General features: G+C 70.6%; 17 protein-coding genes. 6 read left to right on the top strand and 11 right to left on the bottom strand.

All coding sequences use genetic code 11. The features are described from left to right. Window positions 1-10: 10 nt before the first annotated feature. The 4 genes from ACFQ46_RS23850 to ACFQ46_RS23835 are packed head-to-tail and all read right to left on the bottom strand — an operon-like array spanning window position 11 to window position 4,082. A complete protein-coding gene (locus ACFQ46_RS23850) occupies window positions 11-853 on the bottom strand; it encodes a PhzF family phenazine biosynthesis protein (RefSeq protein WP_380262794.1) in 843 nt (280 codons plus the stop codon). 42 nt (window positions 854-895) lie between these two features. Further along, window positions 896-1,810, bottom strand: coding sequence for a carbohydrate ABC transporter permease (locus ACFQ46_RS23845; RefSeq protein ID WP_380262792.1), 915 nt, complete (start codon window positions 1,808-1,810; stop codon window positions 896-898). Then, window positions 1,807-2,802, bottom strand: a complete 996-nt coding sequence (locus tag ACFQ46_RS23840) for a carbohydrate ABC transporter permease (protein ID WP_380262790.1) — start codon at window positions 2,800-2,802, stop codon at window positions 1,807-1,809. The genes ACFQ46_RS23845 and ACFQ46_RS23840 overlap by 4 nt, the downstream gene beginning before the upstream one ends. Beyond that, the gene (locus ACFQ46_RS23835) at window positions 2,802-4,082 is read right to left on the bottom strand and encodes an ABC transporter substrate-binding protein (protein WP_380262788.1); all 1,281 of its coding nucleotides are present in this window, start codon (window positions 4,080-4,082) and stop codon (window positions 2,802-2,804) included. Before ACFQ46_RS23835 ends, ACFQ46_RS23840 begins: the two co-directional genes overlap by 1 nt. A 217-nt stretch (window positions 4,083-4,299) precedes the next feature. Here ACFQ46_RS23835 and ACFQ46_RS23830 point away from each other — a divergent pair, with 217 nt between their 5' ends. Then, the gene (locus ACFQ46_RS23830; protein ID WP_380262786.1) at window positions 4,300-5,319 is read left to right on the top strand and encodes a LacI family DNA-binding transcriptional regulator; all 1,020 of its coding nucleotides are present in this window, start codon (window positions 4,300-4,302) and stop codon (window positions 5,317-5,319) included. A gap of 3 nt (window positions 5,320-5,322) precedes the next feature. Here ACFQ46_RS23830 and ACFQ46_RS23825 read toward each other — a convergent pair whose 3' ends face one another. Then, on the bottom strand, window positions 5,323-6,549 hold the full coding sequence (locus ACFQ46_RS23825; protein ID WP_380262784.1) for a DNA polymerase domain-containing protein: 1,227 nt from the start codon (window positions 6,547-6,549) through the stop codon (window positions 5,323-5,325). A 61-nt stretch (window positions 6,550-6,610) separates the two neighbouring features. Between ACFQ46_RS23825 and ACFQ46_RS23820 the strand changes: the two genes are divergently transcribed. Next, entirely contained in the window at window positions 6,611-7,126 is a 516-nt protein-coding gene (locus ACFQ46_RS23820; protein ID WP_380262782.1) for a Uma2 family endonuclease, read from the top strand. 3 nt (window positions 7,127-7,129) lie between these two features. Here ACFQ46_RS23820 and ACFQ46_RS23815 read toward each other — a convergent pair whose 3' ends face one another. The 4 genes from ACFQ46_RS23815 to ACFQ46_RS23800 form a co-directional block, all read right to left on the bottom strand. Further along, window positions 7,130-7,897, bottom strand: coding sequence for an amino acid ABC transporter ATP-binding protein (locus ACFQ46_RS23815; RefSeq protein ID WP_380262780.1), 768 nt, complete (start codon window positions 7,895-7,897; stop codon window positions 7,130-7,132). Then, window positions 7,894-8,562, bottom strand: a complete 669-nt coding sequence (locus ACFQ46_RS23810; RefSeq protein WP_380262778.1) for an amino acid ABC transporter permease — start codon at window positions 8,560-8,562, stop codon at window positions 7,894-7,896. The genes ACFQ46_RS23815 and ACFQ46_RS23810 overlap by 4 nt, the downstream gene beginning before the upstream one ends. A 28-nt stretch (window positions 8,563-8,590) precedes the next feature. Continuing rightward, complete coding sequence (locus ACFQ46_RS23805; RefSeq protein ID WP_380262776.1) at window positions 8,591-9,373, bottom strand: transporter substrate-binding domain-containing protein; 783 nt, start codon at window positions 9,371-9,373, stop codon at window positions 8,591-8,593. Between the two features lie 99 nt (window positions 9,374-9,472). Beyond that, entirely contained in the window at window positions 9,473-10,474 is a 1,002-nt protein-coding gene (locus tag ACFQ46_RS23800; protein WP_380262774.1) for a LacI family DNA-binding transcriptional regulator, read from the bottom strand. A 122-nt stretch (window positions 10,475-10,596) separates the two neighbouring features. Between ACFQ46_RS23800 and ACFQ46_RS23795 the strand changes: the two genes are divergently transcribed. From ACFQ46_RS23795 to ACFQ46_RS23780, 4 genes are read left to right on the top strand one after another with little or no spacing between them, the layout of a single operon-like run. Further along, the gene (locus ACFQ46_RS23795) at window positions 10,597-12,543 is read left to right on the top strand and encodes a glycoside hydrolase family 127 protein (RefSeq protein WP_380262772.1); all 1,947 of its coding nucleotides are present in this window, start codon (window positions 10,597-10,599) and stop codon (window positions 12,541-12,543) included. Between the two features lie 25 nt (window positions 12,544-12,568). After that, complete coding sequence (locus ACFQ46_RS23790) at window positions 12,569-13,882, top strand: ABC transporter substrate-binding protein (protein ID WP_380262770.1); 1,314 nt, start codon at window positions 12,569-12,571, stop codon at window positions 13,880-13,882. Continuing rightward, a complete protein-coding gene (locus ACFQ46_RS23785; RefSeq protein WP_380262768.1) occupies window positions 13,879-14,787 on the top strand; it encodes a carbohydrate ABC transporter permease in 909 nt (302 codons plus the stop codon). The genes ACFQ46_RS23790 and ACFQ46_RS23785 overlap by 4 nt, the downstream gene beginning before the upstream one ends. 2 nt (window positions 14,788-14,789) lie before the next feature. Further along, window positions 14,790-15,707 carry a carbohydrate ABC transporter permease gene (locus ACFQ46_RS23780; protein ID WP_380262766.1) on the top strand — a complete coding sequence of 306 codons (918 nt, stop codon included), beginning with the start codon at window positions 14,790-14,792 and terminating at the stop codon, window positions 15,705-15,707. 6 nt (window positions 15,708-15,713) lie between these two features. On the opposite strand, the gene ACFQ46_RS23775 is transcribed toward ACFQ46_RS23780, so the two are convergent. Continuing rightward, window positions 15,714-16,295 carry a hypothetical protein gene (locus tag ACFQ46_RS23775; RefSeq protein ID WP_380262764.1) on the bottom strand — a complete coding sequence of 194 codons (582 nt, stop codon included), beginning with the start codon at window positions 16,293-16,295 and terminating at the stop codon, window positions 15,714-15,716. Between the two features lie 134 nt (window positions 16,296-16,429). Then, the gene (locus ACFQ46_RS23770) at window positions 16,430-17,845 is read right to left on the bottom strand and encodes a PLP-dependent aminotransferase family protein (protein ID WP_380262762.1); all 1,416 of its coding nucleotides are present in this window, start codon (window positions 17,843-17,845) and stop codon (window positions 16,430-16,432) included. Window positions 17,846-17,904 lie beyond the last annotated feature (59 nt).

Genomic DNA, 17,904 nt, shown 5'->3' with positions numbered 1-17,904 from the left:
TGCCCTCGCGTCACGCGATCGGGACCGCGGAACCCGTGACGACGATGCCGCCCCGTGCGGGGACGTCGACCGTGAGGACGCCGGGACGGCCCACGTGCCGGCCCTGCAGGACGGTCACCCGGGCCGGTGGGTCCACCAGGCGCAGTTCGCGCAGGTAGCCCCCGAACGCGGCCGCGGCGGAACCGGTCGCCGGGTCCTCGGTGATGTCGCCGACGGGGAAGAGGTTCCGGGCCTCGAACACCCCGGGTTCGCGGCGGTGCAGGACGCTGACGGTGGCCGGCCAGCCGTGCGCGTCCAGCACCTGCCGGGCCCGTGCGGGGTCGAACCGGAAACCGTCGAACGTCGGACCGTCCCGCAGCACCAGGACCGGGTGCGGGTTCCCGGCAGCCGCGAGGCGCGGCGGGTGGTCCGCGTCGAGGTCGGACCGCTGGAGCCCCAGCAGGTCGAGGACCTCGCGGAGCGTCGCGTCCGGCAGTTCCTCCACCGCGGGTTCGACGCTGGTGAACGACGCGGTGGCCACGCCGTCGGTGAGGTTGGTCTCCAGGGCCACGAGCCCGACCGGGGTCCGGAAGGTGAAGGGTCCCTCCCCGAGGCGTTCGGCGAGGGCGACGGCCGTCGCGACGGTCGCGTGCCCGCAGAAGGGGACCTCTGCGTGCGGGGAGAAGTAGCGCAGCCCGAACCGCCGTTCCGCGCCGTGCGCGGTGTCGACGACGAAGGCGGTCTCGGCGTAGCCCACGTCCGCGGCGACGGCGAGCATCTCCCCGGCGGTCGCGTCGACGGCGTCGAGGACGATCCCCGCGGGGTTCCCCCCGGCCGGGTCCGTGGTGAAGGCGGCGTAACGCAGGACGTCCACGTCGCGGACTCTACGACGTGGACGTCCTGCGGTGGGAGCGGCTCAGCCCTTGAGCGCTCCGGCCGCGATGTTGGCGATGAAGTGCCGCGAGCCGATCAGGAAGATCCCGATGAGGGGGACCACGCTGACCACGGCGCCGGCCATGATCATCCCGTAGTCGGTCGTGTAGACCGAGTTCAACTGCGCCAGGGCCGTCTGCAGGGTCTGTCGCTGCGGGTTCACCAGGACGACCAGCGGCCAGACGTAGTCGTTCCAGGCCGTCACGAAGGTGAAGATCCCGAGGAACGCGAGACCACCGCGCAGCATCGGGATGGCGACCGACCACCAGGTGCGGAAGAACCCGGCACCGTCCAGGGTCGCCGCCTCGACGAGCTCGTCCGGGATCGAGGCGGTGGCGAACTGGCGCAGCAGGAAGATCCCGAAGGCGTTGGCGATGCCGGGGACGATGAGGGCCTGGAGGTCACCGACCCAGCCGAGCTTCGACATCAGGATGAAGCTCGGGACGAGGGAGAGGTTGCCCGGGACGAGGAAGGTCGCCAGCAGGACCGTGAACAGCGCGTTGCGACCGGGGAAGCGGAACTTCGCGAAGGCGAACGCGGCGAGGGAGTCGAAGAGCACGACGAGGACCGCGAGCGACCCGGAGACGACGAACGAGTTCAGCAGCGAGCTCGGCAGGTCCACGCTCGTGACGACGTTGCGCAGGTTCTCCAGCAGGTGCGTGCTGGGGATGAGCCGGGGCGGGTACCCGAAGATCTGCGCCGTGGTGCTGGTCGACATGACGAGCAGCCAGTAGAACGGGAACAGGGCGAAGACGACCCCGATGAGGATGCAGCCGTGGGTGACGACGCGACCCATGACCCACTGACGGCTGCGACGCGGTTTCTGGACGACGAGGGTGTCGCCGTGGCGACCGCGCCCGCGCGTGGAGCCGGACCGGACCAGTTCGGGTGCGCTCATCGTCCCGCCTTCCTCGTGCGCTTGGGGGCGGGGATGGTGTCCCGGTCCCGCAGCAGTCGCCAGTTGATGATCGCGAACACGGCCGCGAGGATGAACAGCGCCCACGCGATGGCCGACCCGTAGCCGAAGTCGAGCTGGGAGAACGCCTGGTTGTACTGGTAGAGGACGATCGTCATGCCGGCCTCGTCGACCCCGCCGACGGTGCCGTTGCCGTTGGCCGCGCCGAAGAGGATCTGGGGTTCGGTGAACAGTCCCAGCCCGCCGATGGTCGAGGTGATGACGGTGAAGAGGATCACCGGTCGCAGCATCGGGATCGTCACCGAGAAGAACGTGCGCCAGAACCCGGCGCCGTCGACCTTCGCGGCGTCGTAGAGGTCGCTGGGGACGGCCTGCAGCGCAGCCAGGTAGAGGATCGCGTTGTACCCGGTCCAGCGCCAGATGACGAGCATCGCCAGCGTCACCTTGATGCCCCACCCGGTGGACAACCACGCCACCGTCGGCAGGCCCAGGGCCGTGAGGGCCGAGTTGACGATGCCGAAGCTGTCGGAGAACACCGATCCGAAGACGATCGCCATGGCGACCATGCTCGTGACGTTGGGGACGAAGAACGCGACCCGGTAGAAGCCCTTGAGGCGGATGTTCTGGTGCAGCAGGAACGCCATCACCAGCGCGATGAACAGCATCGGGACGGTGGAGATGACCCAGATGACGAGGGTGTTCCCCACGGCGTTCCAGAACCGGGTGTCGTGGATCAGGTAGTTGTACTGCTGGAGGCCGACGAACTTGATCTGGCTGATCCCGTCCCAGTCGGTGAACGACAGGTAGATGGAGAACAGGATCGGCAGCAGGCCGAAGACCAGGAAGATCACGTAGAACGGGGTGATCGCGAGGTACTGCGGCCACCAGGAGCGCAGCCCGCGACGGGCGACGGTGACGCCGTCGGGACGGTTCCGGGAACCGGTCGACGTACCGGTCGGCAGGGTGACGGCCATCAGAGGACACCTCGCTTCTTGAGCAGCTTGTCGATGGCGGCCACGGCGTCGCCCCAGGCGTCGTCGGGGTTCTTCCCGGCGGACTCCACCACGCGCAGCTGGTCGGTGAAGGACGTCGTGAGGTTCTCGTAGGTGCTGATGAACGTGGTCGGCACCTTCTGCGCGGCGGTGCTGAAGAACTCCAGCGGGTCCTGGTCGCCGTAGAAGCCGCCGGCGTCCGCCATGGTGCCCAGCTCGAACGCCGCAGGCGCGGAGGGGAACAGCTGGATCTCGTTGTAGGACTGCGCCTGGTTCTCCGGGGTCGTCAGCCAACGGGCGAAGTCGAGGGCGGCCGCGGGGTCCTTGCAGGACTTGGGGACGGCCAGGAAGGACCCGCCGCTGTTGCCGGGGTCGCCGGGCTGCTGCGCGATGCGCCAGTTCCCCGAGGTCTGGGGGGCGGTGTCGGAGAGGACCTTCATCCACCAGGCGCCCTCGATGTTCGCGCCGAGCTTGCCGCTGTTCCAGGCGGCGTTCTGCTCGGTGTCCAGCTGCAGGTTGCGCGTGACCTTCGCGGCGATGGCGGCGACGGCCGTGTCCCACGCCTTCCTGATCGCGGAGTCGGAGGAGTGGAAGAGGGGTTTGTCGTCGGAGTCGAAGTACCGCTGCGGCGAGGCGTTGACGTACTGGTTGAAGACCATGACCGCGTTGGTGGCGAGGGCGACGTCGCTGGTCTCGCGCAGTTTCGCCCCGAGCGCGATCCAGTCCTCCCAGGTCCGCACGGCGGCGCTGACGTCGTCGGGTTCGGAGGGCAGGCCGGCGGCGGCGAAGAGGTCGGCCCGGTAGAAGAACCCGGTCGGGCCGGTGTCCATCGGGAAGAAGAGGAAGCGGCCCGAGGGGGTGCGGCCGAGGTTCCACTTCCAGTCGTAGTAGTCGTCCTTGTAGTCCTGGGCCCCGTAGTCGTCGAGGTTGAAGAACTGGTCCTCGCTGGGGAAGTACAGCGCGGCGTTGGAGTTCACGGCCGTGAGGTCGGGGATGTAGGCCTGGGCGGCGAAGCTGGTCCGCAACTTGGTGTCGAACGCCCCGCCCAGGACGTCCGCCCGCAGCTTCCGGTCCGTCCCCGGGATCCCCTTCGCCGCCGTCGCGAGGAGGGTGGGGGAGATCGAGCGGTTCCAGTACCAGAGCACCAGTTCGTTCGGGTTGCTGGAGATGGAGGTCCCGGACCCGCACCCCGCGAGGGACGCGGTCAGCGGGATCCCCGCGGCGGCGGCCAGGCCGCCCTGCAGCACGCGGCGCCGGGACAAACCCGGGGCGCTGTGGCGTCCGGGAACCGCGCCCGGAGCGGATGACGACAACGACAATCCAACCAGCCCACTCTCTTCGTCGAGACCTTCGGCCGTGAACTCCGTGGTCGCTGTCGTGAGCGCTCACGGAGTGATAGGACGGTGCCACCGCGGGTGGTGACTGTCAAGGCACGCGATGATGCGTACCGGACATCCGGGACCGGACTGGGGAGTTTCTGTGAGCGCTGGACAGGACGAGCGCGTCGTGCGGCGTGCCCGGCGGGCCTCGGCGACGATCGAGGACGTCGCGCAGGCGGCGGGGGTGTCGCGCCAGACCGTCACCCGGGCCATGAACGCCATGGACGGGATCAGCCAGGTCACCAAGGCCCGCGTCCTGGCGGCGGCCAAGGAACTGCACTACCGGCCGTCGCGGTTCGGGCGCGGTCTGGCCCGGGCCACCCACGACACGCTCGGTCTCGTCGTCTCCGACCTGACCAACCCCTACTACCCCGAGTTCGCGGCGGCGACCGTCCGCTACGCGGGGGAGCTGGGCTGGAACGTCGTGCTCGTCGACACGGTCCACGCCACGGACCGGGACCGCGTCCTCGGGGACCTGGCCAGCCAGGTCGACGCCGTCCTCGGCTACCTGGGGGACAGCGACGTGTGGGCCGACGCCCTGGCCGGGATGACCGTCGTCAGCATCGACCCGCCGGCGGCGGGGTTGCTGCCCACCACCAGTGGTGTCTCGCTCGACCCGCGGCCGGCGCTGCGGGAGGCCGCGGCCCACCTCGCCGCGGTCGGCGTCCGCGACGTCGCCGTCGTCGACGGTGACCGCGAGCGCGAGGTCAGCACCCGCGCCGCGATCATCGCCTCCGCGTTGCGGGCCGAGGGGATGGACGTGCGGTTCGTCTTCGCCGGGGCCCAGGACGTGGAGGCCGGCCGGTGGGCGGCGCGTGAGCTCATCGCCGGTGGGTTGCCCGACGCGGTGTTCGCGTGGAACGACATCCTCGCCGTCGGTGCGCTGGCGACGTTCACCGAGCAGGGCATCTCGGTGCCGGACGAGGTCCGGGTCGTGGGGATCGACGGGCTGTCCCTGGGCACGTTCATGACCCCGCAGCTCACGACGCTCGCCGTCGACATGGCCGAGGTCGCCCGGCTCGCCGTCGACCTCGCCGTCGCCGCCCTCGACCCCCACCACCCCGCGGAACCCGAGGTCCGCTGGGTCGAGCACGTCTTCACCCGCCGCGGGTCCGCCTGACCGTCAGCGGCGGGACTGCCCGCCGCGGTACTTCGCCCACGGGTCGTAGTCGACCTCGAGCTCGGCCTGTTCCGGACGGTCCGCCTCGGGGACGTGCTGCAGGTTCACCCGGACCCGGTACCAGAGGGAACTGCTGCCGCGCATCCCGTCGAGCAGGACGTCGGACTCGGTGAGCATCGGCACGACGTCGGGGTGCCTGGCCTTCCACGCCTCCAGCCCGGCGAGGACCTCGGGTCTCGTCCGCGCGCGGGCGATCTCGATGAGCGGCATCGTCTTGGTCCGGGATCCCGTGCCCTTGGGGGCCTTCTCCGCCGGACCCAGCCGGTCGGCGAGGTCGAGCAGCCCCTCCAGGGAACCCCCGACCCCGTCCATGCCGGCCCACGGATCACCGCCGAGGTCCGCGACGCGCCGCGGCACCGTGAGGACGGTGTGGTCCTCGGGGCGCACGTCGCGCACCTCGTCCCAGCTCAGCGGGATCGATACCCGGCCGTCCGGGAGGGCGCGGACGGAGTACGCCGAGGCGACCGTGCGGTCCTTGGCGTTCTGGTTGAAGTCGACGAAGACGCCCTCACCGCGTTCCTCCTTCCACCACCGGCTCGTCGCCAGTCCGCCGGCCCGGTTCTCGACCTCGCGGGCCACCGTCTCGGCCGCGAGCCGCACCTGCGGGTAGGACCACACGGGATCGATCGGGGCGTAGACGTGGAAACCCCGGGACCCCGACGTCTTGGGCCACGCGGTCAACCCGTGGTCGGCCAGCACCTCACGCGCGACGAACGCGACGTCGACGATCTGGTGCCAGTCGACGCCGGGCATCGGGTCGAGGTCGATGCGCAGTTCCACCGGGTGGTCGAGGTCCTCGGCGAGCACGGGGTGCGGGTTGAGGTCCAGACAACCGAGGTTGACGACCCAGGCCAGGGACGCCTCGTCCCGCACGACCGTCTCGGCCGCGGAGGTCCCCCGCGCGTAGTGCAGTTCCGCGACCTCGATCCAGTCGGGACGCTTCTCCGGCGCCCGCTTCTGGAACACCGCCTCGGCCTCGATGCCCTTCACGAACCGCTTGAGGACCATCGGCCGTCCGCGGACGCCCCGCAGCGCGCCGTCGGCGACGGAGAGGTAGTAGCGGATCAGGTCGAGCTTCGTCGTCCCGGTCTGCGGGAAGACCACCTTGTCCGGGTTCGTGACCGTGACCTCGCGGCCGGCGAGTTCGAGGACGATCTGCGGGGACGCCACGTTCCGACCCTAGTGTCCGTGGCATCCTGAGGACAGGCAGCCGGGACGGAGGAGGCAGACCGTGAGCACCACCACGTACGTCGTCCACGGCGACGCGCTGGACCCGTGGATCGCCGAACGTCGCCGTCTCGGCCTGGACACACGCGACGAGGTCTGGAACGGGGTCTACCACGTGGTACCGCACGCTCGCGCCTCCCACGGCGCGTTGTCCCACCGCTTGGGAGCGCGTCTCTACGAGCGGGCGGAGGAACGGGGGCTCATCACCCTGGGCGAGTTCAACCTCGGGACGGAGCTCGACTACCGGATCCCGGACATGGGGTGGATCGCTACTGGGCTCGCCGCTGACCAGTTGGGGTTGTACGTCCCCACCGTCGACGTCGTCGTCGAGATGGTCTCTCCAGGCGATGACACGGAAGAGAAGGTTCCCTGGTACCTGGGTCGAGCCGTTCGCGAGGTCTGGAAGATCACCCCGGCCGCCGAGACGGTCGAGGTCGTCGGTAGCGGTGGTCCCCGCCCGAGGAGCGACGTCTTCGACCTGAGCGCCGCCGACATCAAGGGCCTGCTGGGCTGGGCCTGATCCTCAGATCGGGTTGATCAGGCGTTGCAGGAACCGGCGGGTGCGGTCCTCGCGAGGGTTCTCCAGGACCGCCGACGGGGGGCCCTGTTCGACGATGACGCCACCGTCGAGGAACAGCACCTGGTCGGCCACCTGGGACGCGAACCGCATCTCGTGGGTGACGACGACCATCGTCCAGCCCTCACCGGCCAGGTCCTTCATGACGGCCAGCACCTCGCCGACGAGTTCCGGGTCGAGCGCGGACGTGGGTTCGTCGAAGAGCACGACCTGCGGCCGGATCGCCAGCGCCCGGGCGATCCCGACGCGCTGCTGCTGACCACCCGACAACTGGTAGGGGTGCTGGTCGGCCTTCTCGGACAGGCCGACGCGTTCCAGCAGGGCGAGACCCTCGGCCCGGGCCTCCTCCGGCGGGCGGCGCTGGACCAGGACCGGGCCCTCGATGACGTTCTGCAGCACCGACAGGTGCGGGAACAGGTTGTGGCTCTGGAAGACCATGCCGCTCTGGGCGCGCAACCGCGTCGTGGCCCGCTGCAACGCCCGCCCGCGCAACGCGGGGGAGAACTCCACGCTGACGTCGCCGATGCGCACGGTCCCCGCGTCGGGCACCTCGAGCGCGTTGAGGGAACGCAGCACGGTGGTCTTGCCCGAACCCGAGGGACCGATGAGAACCGTCACGGAACCCGGGGCGACGTGGGCGTCGATCCCGCGCAGCACGTGGTGGTCGCCGAAGGACTTGTGCAGTCCGCGAACTTCCAGCAGGTCCACGTTCACCTCGCCACGTAGCGGTTCAGGCGCGTCTCCACGCGGGTCTGGCCGAAGGACAGGGCGAGGCAGACCACCCAGTAGTAGAGGGCCGCAAGACCGTAGAGCGTGAAGAACTCGAAGGTGGGCGCCGCGAGCTCCTGGGCCTTGCGCAGGAGCTCGGTCGCCTGGATCGCCGAGGCCAGCGAGGTGTCCTTGACCAGGGAGATGAGGGTGTTCGACAGCGGCGGCACCGCGACCCGGGTGGCCTGCGGGAGCACGATGCGCCGCATCGTCGTCGGGTAGCTCATGCCGATGGTGAGCGCGGCCTCGGTCTGGCCCCGGGGGACGGAGAGGATCGCAGCGCGGATGACCTCGGAGGCGTAGCCGCCGACGTTGAGGCTGAAGGCGATGACCGCGCTGGGGAACGGGTCGATCGTCAGGCCGAACGACGGCAGCGCGTAGTAGATGAGGAAGAGCTGCAGCAGCAGCGGCGTCCCGCGGATGACCGACACGTAGAAGCGCGCGATCCCCTGCAGGACGCGGACGCTGGACAGCCGCATGAGGGCCACGACCAGCGCGAGCACGAGGCCGATCGGGAAGCTGGCCAGGGTGAGGGGGATCGTCCCCCTGAACAGCCCGCTCGCGAGCGGGACGAGGGAGTCCTTCACCAGTTCCAGGGTGCTCTGGTCCACGTGGTGCCCTCCCTCGTCCCGTCCGGTCTCAGCCGGCGGCCGGGCCGGAGACGTCCTGGCCGAACCACTTCTGCGAGATGGTGGCCAGGGTGCCGTCGGCCTTCAGCTTGGCCAGCGCGTCGCTGACCTGCTGGGCGGTGTCGGCCTCGTCCTTGCGGAAGACGAAGGCCTGCTCGGTCTGGTCGTCGGTCTTCGCGGCGATCTTCACCCCGGTGTCCCCGGAGGTCTTGAGGTAGTCGAGGACGGCGAGCTGGTCGTTGACGGTGACGTCCACCCGGCCCTGCTTGAGCAGGGTCATGGCCTGGGTCAGACCTTCGACGGCCTCGACCTTCGCGCCGGCGTCGGTCGCGGTCTGGGCCCAGTTGCTCGTCGTGGACTGCGCCGAGGTCTTGCCGGAGATGTCGGCCAGCGAGGTCACCGAGGTGTCGTCCGCGCGGGTCACCACGACGCCCGTGGACACCGTGTAGGGGGTGGAGAAGGCGTACTTCGCCTTCCGCGCGTCGGTGATGGACACCTGGTTGGCCACACCGTCGTAGCGCTTGGCCTCCATGCCGGCGAAGAGGGAGTCGAAGTTGTTCTCCGAGAACTCGACCTTGCGCCCGAGCTGCTTCCCGACGGCCTGGGCGACCTCGACGTCGTAGCCGGTGAGCTGGTTGGTCTTCTCGTCGTGGAAGCTGAAGGGGGCGTAGGTGCCTTCCGTTCCGAAGCTCAGCGAGTCGTCGGTGGAGCCCGCGGTGTCGCCGCCTCCGCACGCGGCCAGGAGGCCCGCGAGGGCGAGTGCGCTGATGGTGCCGAGGGTCCTGCGTCGCATGGCTGAGCTGTCCTCCTGAGAACGGGCACCCACCGTGAGCACCCGACGGTGCAGCGACAACCTAGGGGCTGCGCATTCCCGGCGCGCCCCGGACGGCCCTCAGGCGGGCACGGTGGACTGGCGGACGACGAGGCGGGTGGGCATCGTCGTCGAGCCCGGGGAGGTGGTGCCGGCGACGGCGTCGAGCAGCAGTTCGCCCGCACGGCGGCCCAGCGCCTCCAGCCCGAGGTTGACCGTCGTCAGCGGGGGACGGGCGGCCAGGGCGATGACGTCCCAGTCGTCGAAGCCCACGACGGCGACGTCCCCGGGCACCGTCCGGCCCGCGTCGCGCAGGCCGTCGCAGATGCCGCGGGCGATCTGGTCGCTGCCGCAGGTGATGGCGTCGAGGTCGGGGTGCTTGCGCAGCAGCAGGTCCGCGGCGAGGCGGCCCCACCGTTCGCTCCAGTCGCCGTGCAGGGTCGGCCCGACGAGGGCGTCCCCGGCGGTCTCCTCCGCGGCCGCGCGCCGGACCCGGGCCGCGTGGTGGTCCTCGGGACCGGTGACGTGGGCGATGCGGCGACGTCCGAGGTCGAGGACGTGGCGGACGGCGGCGGCGGCCCCGCCGCTCTGGTCGATGGTCAGCGAGGTGTCCCGGGGGTCCTGGGAGGGGGTGAAGGCGTAGACGACCGGGACGTGACCGGGGATCGCGATGGGGGCCCGGGACTCGGTGCGGCGGCCGGTGACGATGATCCCGTCGACCCGGCGGGCCAGCAGCGTCCGCAGGTAGTGCTGCTCGCGCAGCGGGTCGTCCCGGCTGTCGCAGAGCAGCACGCTCATCTCGCCCGCCCCGAGGGCGTTCTCCGCACCCAGCAGGATGGGGATGGAGAAGCGGCCGAAGCTGTCGGTGGTGATCAGCCCCACGGTGTAGCTGCGCCCGGAGGACAGACCGCGCCCGAGGGAGTCGGGGGTGAAGCCGAGCTGCTCGGCGGCCCGGCGGACCCGTTCGCGCGTCTCGTCGCGCAGTTGCCCGGTGCCGTTGAGGGCCTTGGACGCCGTCCCCGCGGAGACACCGGCGAGCGCGGCGACGTCGACGATCCGAGCCGGAACGGTGCTTTCCGTCATCGCTCGCCCTCCGATCCCTGTGAGTCGCAGCAGACTACAGGTCCCTTGACGACGGCAGTGCGGCGTTCTACGGTGGCCGCAGAAAACGTGTTCCGGCGTTTCCGAGACTCGATGGAGAGCTGATGACCAGCACGACCGCTGGGCCCGACCTGACCGTGAACAGCACCGCCGGCGCCCCCGCCGCGCCGACGGCCGACGCCGCTGTCGTCCTGCACCCCGTCCCGCTCGGTGCCTCCCGCATCACCAGCGGCTTCTGGTTCGAACGCCAGGAGGCCAACCGCCGTCAGGCCATCCGCACGGGCTACGAGAAGCTCGAGACGGCCGGCAACCTGCGCAACCTGCGGATCGCCGCGGGGACGGAGCAGGGCGAGGTCAAGGGCCCGATCTTCATGGACTCCGACGTCTACAAGTGGCTCGAGGCCGCCGGGTGGGAGCACGGGCGCGGCGCGGACGAGCAGATCCTCGCCTGGATCCGCGAGGTCAGCGACGTCGTCGCCGCCGCGCAGGCCGAGGACGGCTACCTCGACTCCGTCCAGCAGGTCCGCGGGAAGGGCGAGCGCTACGTCGACCTGCCCTGGAGCCACGAGCACTACTGCGCCGGACACCTCTTCCAGGCCGCCGTCGCCGTCCACCGCGGCACCGGCGAGACCCGCCTGCTCGACGTCGCCGTGAAGCTGGCCGACCACCTCGTCGTCACCTTCGGCGCCGGGAAGACGGAAGAGGTCGACGGTCACCCCGTCGTCGAGATGGGCCTGGTCGAACTCTTCCGCGAGACGGGGAAGCACGAGTACCTCGACCTCGCCACCTGGTTCGTCGACGCCCGCGGCACCGGGATCATCGAGCGGCTGCACGGCAAGGAACCCACGTACTTCTCCGACCGCGTCCCCGTGCGCGAGCAGACCTCGCCCGAGGGTCACTCCGTCCGCGCCGTGTACTTCACCGCCGGTGCCGCCGACGTGGCGGCCGAGACCTCCGACGCCGGGTTGCTCGCCGCCCTCACGCGGCAGTGGGAGGGCATGCTCGCCTCCAAGACCTACGTCACCGGTGGCATCGGTTCCCGCTGGGACTGGGAGCAGTTCGGCGACCACCACGAGCTCAGCCCCGACCGCGCCTACGCCGAGACCTGCGCCGCCATCGGCAGCGTCCAGTGGACCTGGCGGATGCTGCTGGCGACGGGGGACTCCCGCTACGCCGACCTCGTCGAACGGACCCTCTACAACGCGTTCCTGCCCGGCGTCTCCCTCGCCGGGACGGAGTACTTCTACGTCAACGCGCTGCAGCTGCGCCACGGTGCGCACGCCGAGGAGGAACGCAGCGCGACCCACGGCCGCCGGGCCTGGTTCGACTGCGCGTGCTGCCCGCCCAACATCATGCGGACGCTGTCCAGCCTGGACGCCTACGTCGCCACCAGTTCGGCCCAGGGCGTGCAGGTCCACCAGTTCACGACCGGCACGATCGAGGCGGCCGGGGCCACGCTGGCCGTGACCACCGACTACCCCTGGGACGGCACCGTCCGCGTCGAGGTCACCGCGACCCCGGGCGAGTTCGAACTCGCCCTGCGCGTGCCGGCCTGGGCCGAGGGTGCCACCGCGACGGTCAACGGTGGCGACGTGGCCGTCACGGCGGGGGAGTACCTGCGCGTCCGTCGCGAGTTCGCCGTCGGCGACGTCGTGGAACTCGTGCTCCCGATGACGGTCCGCGTCGTCGAGGCCGACACCCGCGTCGACGCCGTGCGGGGTTGCGTCGTCGTCGAACGCGGCCCCCTCGTGTACGCCGTCGAGCAGGCCGACCTCCCGGCCGACCTGCCCGCCGACGACCTGCGGGTCCGCGTCTCCGAGCTGCGCGGGGCGCGTTCGGAGCACCGCGCCGACCTGCTGGAGGGCGTCACCGTCCTCCAGCTGCCCGTGCACGTGGCCCTCGCCGCGGCGAGCGGCCCGCTCTACCGACCGGCCGGGGACGACCCGGCCCCCGAAGCCGCCGAGGAGACCCTCCTCGTGCCGGCCATCCCGTACTACGCGTGGGCCAACCGTGAACTCGGGGCCATGCGGGTCTGGTTCCCGCGGGCCTGACCCCGTGAACCCTGGAGGAGGTGCGATGGAGCTCCACCGCAGGAACGTGCTCGGACTGGGAGGACTCGCAGCGCTGGCAACCCTCTTGCCGGCCTGCGCGTCCGCCCTGCCGGAGGCCGACGTGACGGCCGCGGGTTTCGGTGAGAACGCCACCGGGACCGTGCGGTTGTGGTGCCGGGCGGCGACGGTCGTCGGCGTGCGGCAGGTCGTCGACGCGTTCAACGCCTCCCAGGACCGGGTGACCGTCGAGGTCACCCCGGTCCTGGACGGGCAGTACGTCACCAAGCTCGCCACGGCGATCCGCGGTGGCAACGTGCCGGACATCGTGGACATCGACGACATCAACTCGATGTTGTTCATCTACCGCGACTCGTTCACCGACCTGACCCCGCTGGTCCAGCAGCTCGACTTCGCCGACCAGCTCAACCCGGGTCAGCTCCGCCTGGCTGTGCGCGACGACAAGAACTACGGCGTCCCCTACATCGCGGACAACTCGGCGCTGTTCTACAACACCGAGTTGTTCGAGAAGGTCGGACTCGACCCCGCGGAGCAGACCCAGGACCTCGACGGGTTGCTCGAGGCCGCCCGCGCGATCGGCGCGATCGGCGACGGGACCTACGGCTGGTCGATCGACGCCAACGCCGCGGGCATCCTCGGCTTCGTCGTCCAGCCCCACATCTGGGCCGCCGACGCACCGAACATCGTCGGTGAGGTCGGGGCGCAGAAGGGGGCCATCGCGGACAACGACGCGGTCCGGCGGACCTTCGACTTCTACCGGACGATGTGGAAGGAGAAGCTCATGCCGCAGGCCAACTTCTCCGGCGACGGTTCCCGCTGGGGGGCCGACTTCCGCGACGGGAAGGTCGGGCTGATCCCGGCCAACTTCTCCGTCGCCGTCCTGAACGCCGACCCGGAGATGCAGGCCAAGACCGGGGTCGTGCTGCTGCCCGGCCCGGACGGCGGACGAGCGACGTTCGCGGGCGGGGACAACCTCTGCATCCCGCGCGGTGCGCCCAACGCGTCGGGGGCGTGGGAGTTCGCGAAGTTCGCCCTCGACGTCCCGCAGCAGCAGAACCTGCCCGCCGGCGGGTACATCCCGGTGCGTGCCGACGCCGCGACGCCGGAGTACCGGGAGCAGTTCCCGTTGGCCGTCGCCCCGCTCGACGGGATCGCCGGGGCCTACGCGCCGACGACGCTCGCCTACAACCTGCTCTTCAACCAGCAGGACTCCCCCTGGATCGCCGCCTTCCGCCGGGCCGTCTTCGACGACGACCTCGACGGAGCGCTGGCGCAGGGGCAGAAGGACTTCGACCGCATCCTGGAACAGGCCCAATTGTGAGCACGCTGACCAGACCCCCGATCGACCGTCGTCCGAAGTCCCTCACCCACCCGCCCCTGACCGGGGTGCTGCTGACCCTGCCGGCGTTGGCGTTCGTCGTCGTCTTCGTGCTGGTGCCGCTCGTCTTCGCGGTCTACATGTCGTTGACGAACTGGCCGCTGATCGGGTCCTACCACTTCATCGGTCTCGGCAACTACGCCGCCGTGGCCTCGGACCCGGTGTTCTGGAAGTCCGTCGGGTACACCGTCCTGTACACCGCGATCGTCACGATCCCGATCCTCGTGCTGGGGTACGTCCTGGCCGTCGTGGTGCGCAGCAACCGCCGGTTCTCGACGGTGTTCCGCACCGTCTTCTTCATCCCCTACGTCATCGGCCTGACGACCCTGAGCTTCCTCATGGTGCTCGAGGCGCAGCCGAGCTCGGGGGCGGTGAACATCGTCCTCAAGGCCCTCGGGGTCACCGACGGGACGACGGCGTGGCTGGCCGACGGCCCGCTCGCGACGGGCCTGATCTGCGTGATGATCGTGTGGGCCGTCTCCGGTCTCACGATGGTCCTGCTCATGGGCGGGATGCAGGGGATCCCGCGCGACGTCTACGAGTCGGCCGAGATGGACGGAGCGAGTTGGTGGCAGCGGGAACGGGACATCACCGTCCCGATGCTGCGCCGGACCATCGCGATGAGCCTGGTGATCTCGGTCATCGGATCCCTGCTGGCGTTCACCCAGTTCTACATCCTCACCCGGGGTGGCCCGGGGACGGACACCCAGAGCGTCGTCATGTACGTCTACCAGCGCGGGTTCGTCCAGCTGCAGCTCGGCGCGGCGTCGGCGCTGTCGATCGTCCTGGTCGTCGTGATCGGCCTGGTCACCGCGGCCCAGTTCCGCCTGTTGCGAGAGAAGGCCTGACGATGGCGACCCTGACCACGACGAAACCCGGTGGGGAGCTGAAGGTCGGCTCGACCGGTCGGGCCCCGGTGAACGGGCGGGCCGAGACCCGCACGAAGCTCACCCTGTACTGGCTCGGCGGAACCCTCGCGGCCCTGGTGTTCCTCGTGCCGTTGCTGTGGTCGATCCTGCGGTCGTTCCAGAGCAACGACGCGATCGTCTCGGCCACCCCGACGCTGTCCGCCCTGACGCAGTTCACGACCGAGAACTTCAAGGCGCTGTTCACCGGGGACGCCGACATCGTCCGAGCCGTCGCCAACAGCCTGATCGTCTCGGTCTGCACGGCGGTGCTGACCGCGGTCCTGGCCACGCTGGCCGGCTACGGGTTCGGCCGGTTCCACTTCCGCGGCCGCAACGTCCTGTTCGGGTTGATCGTGGTGACGATGATGGTGCCCTTCCAGGCCATCATCACCCCGCTCTACCTGCAGATGAACGCCATGGGTCTCACGGACTCCCGCCTGGGTCTGGTGCTGTTCTACTCGACGGTCAACCTGCCGTTCGGGGTGTTCGTGATGCGGAACGCGTTCGAGAACATCCCGGCCGAGATCGAGGACTCCGCCCGCGTCGACGGCGCCGGGACCATGCGCGCGCTGGTGTCGGTGCTGCGGCCCATGCTCGTCCCCGGGATGGCGACGAGTGCGCTGTTCGCGTTCCTGGCCAGCTGGACGGAGTTCCTCGGCGCCCTGACGTTCCTCACCGACGACAAGCTCTACACGCTGCCGCTGTCGCTGGTGAACCTGCAGGCCGGGGCCTACGGCGCGGTGAACTTCGGGTACCTCGTCGCGGGTGCGGTGGTCGCGATGGTCCCGTGCGTGATCCTCTACGTCGCCCTGCAACGGTTCTACGTCGCCGGCCTCGCCTCGGGGGCGGTCAAGGGCTGAGGTCCCTCAGGCCACGTAGCCGAAGATCCCGGGGATCCGGTAGGTGTGCGACGGGGTTCCGGCGGCGCCGTCGTAACCAAAGGTGATTCCGAAGACCTTGGCGCGCAGCAGGTTCGTCGACTGGGTTCCGCAGACGCCGTACTCGGCGGGGGTCGGGAGCTCGAACTCGGCGACCAGTTCGGCGGTGTTCGAGTCCACCCGGGTGGTGCGGCTGACCTCGGAGTACTGCAGCACGGGCAGGATGTCCAGCCGGGTCTTCACCAGGTGGGTCCGCGAGGACGTCCCGCACGTGATCAGGGCGTGCAGGGAGGCGGAACCGGTGTCCCCGACCGAGCCGAGTCCGTCGCGCACACCGCCGTAGGCGTCGAATCCGGTCAGGGTCAGTCGCAGGTCGACGTAACCGCAGTCGCTGAGCGGGGAGTAGAAGACTTCGCAGCTCGGGTAGACCGGGGTCTCAGGCCCGAAGACCTGGACCGTCGATCCGGCGAGCCGGATCGGTGGCGCGGTTGAGGCGGACGCCGGTGCGGCGACCCCGACCGAGAGTGCGGCCAGCAGCGCGACGGCAGCGGCAGTGAACGTGCGGATCATGAGATGTCCCCCCAGAAGATGTCCTTCGAGCCCACCCCCATGGGCCTGCGAGCAGTCTGACGGTGATCAAACGTCACTGCAAGCAACTTCACAGGACTGCTCCCTCTGATCGTCGGCGCGCCGCCGGGACGTCGTCAGACGAGGACGGCGAAGGGCGACGGCGAGGGGGCCGTCGCCCGGACGTCGTGCCAGGCGTGCGCGAGCCTGGCCACCGCCTCGCGCAGGGTCTCCGGATCGGCTCCGAACGGCAGCCGCAGGTAGCGCTCGAACGCGCCGTCCACCCCGAAGCGCGGGCCCGCGGTGACGTGCACGCCGTAGCGGCGCGCGGCCACCGCCAACGGCGAGCTGAGCGCCCGGCCGAGGTGCACCCACAACGCCAGGCCCCCCGGCACGACGGGGAGTTCCCACTCGGGCAACCGGTCGCCGACCTCCGAGAGGAGGGCGTCGCGGCGGGCCCGGAGTTCGACGCCTCGTACGGCCAGGACCGCGTCCAGGTCCGGCAGGGCCCGGGCGACGACGAGCTGGTCGAGGACCGGGGTCCCGAGTTCCCACGGGGAGCGACGTTCCGCGAGGTGGCGGACGGTGGCGGCGTCGGCGCGGATCCAGCCGATCCGCAGGCCACCCCAGAGGGTCTTGGCCGCCGAGCCGACGTGGATCACGTCGGAGGGGAACGGGGGCGGGACCTCCCCGTCGATCGCGAGGTCGTTGGTGGTCTCGTCGACGACGAGCCGGGTCCCGTAGCGGCGGGCGAGTTCGCAGACCCGCCGGCGCTGCGCGGCGGGCATCACCGAGCCGGTGGGGTTGTGGAACCCCGGCATCAGGTACCCGAGCGCGGGCCGGGTGCGCGCGAAGGCCTCCTCGAGCGACTCCTGGTCCCAGCCTCCCGCCGACGTCGCGGTCGTCGGTGCCACGGGAACGGCGACCGGACGACCACCCACGGCGCGGACGGCGTCCAGGGCGTGCGGGTACCCCGGGGACTCGACGAGCACCCGGTCCCCCGGGGAGGTCAGGGCACGGGCCAGCAGGCCGACGGCGTGCTGGGCGCCGAGGGTCACGAGGACCTCGTCCGGTCGCGTCGCCAGACCTCGCGCGGTGTAGCGGAGGGCGAGCTGCGTGCGCAGTTCCGGGAGGCCGACGAGGTCGTAGCCGACCCCGGAGAGGTACCGGGGCAGGTCCTCGACCGCCTGCCGGGAGAGGTCGAGGACGGTGGGGGCGGCGGGCAGGGCCGCCCGGGTCAGGTCGATCTCGACGTGGGCGGGCCGGACGTCCCCGGGGGGTGTGACGGCGGGGAGGGCGATCACGCTGCCGGAACCCCGCACGCTGGTGACGTACCCGGTCTCGCGCAGGTGCGCGTAGGCCGCGGCGACGGTCATCCGGCTGAGCGCGAGGGCGGCGGCGAGCTCACGCTCGGCGGGCAACCGGGTGCCCGAGGTGATGCGCCCGTCCAGCAGCAGCAACCGGATCCGCTCGGCGAGCGCCCGCAGGGCCGGGCCGGTGTCGCGCCAGTCGCCGAGGAGGTGGCCGAGGGTGGACGCGGACAGGGTAGGCACCAGTCCACCGTAGCCGGATTGGCACTGTCGAAGCGAAAGCGGAGTGCGGTCCAATCCGT

This window comes from Kineococcus sp. GCM10028916, assembly GCF_042674865.1.
Taxonomy (GTDB): Bacteria; Actinomycetota; Actinomycetes; order Actinomycetales; family Kineococcaceae; genus Kineococcus.
The sequence above is the reverse complement of the archived record's forward strand: the minus strand, read 5'-3'. Positions and strand labels throughout refer to the sequence as shown.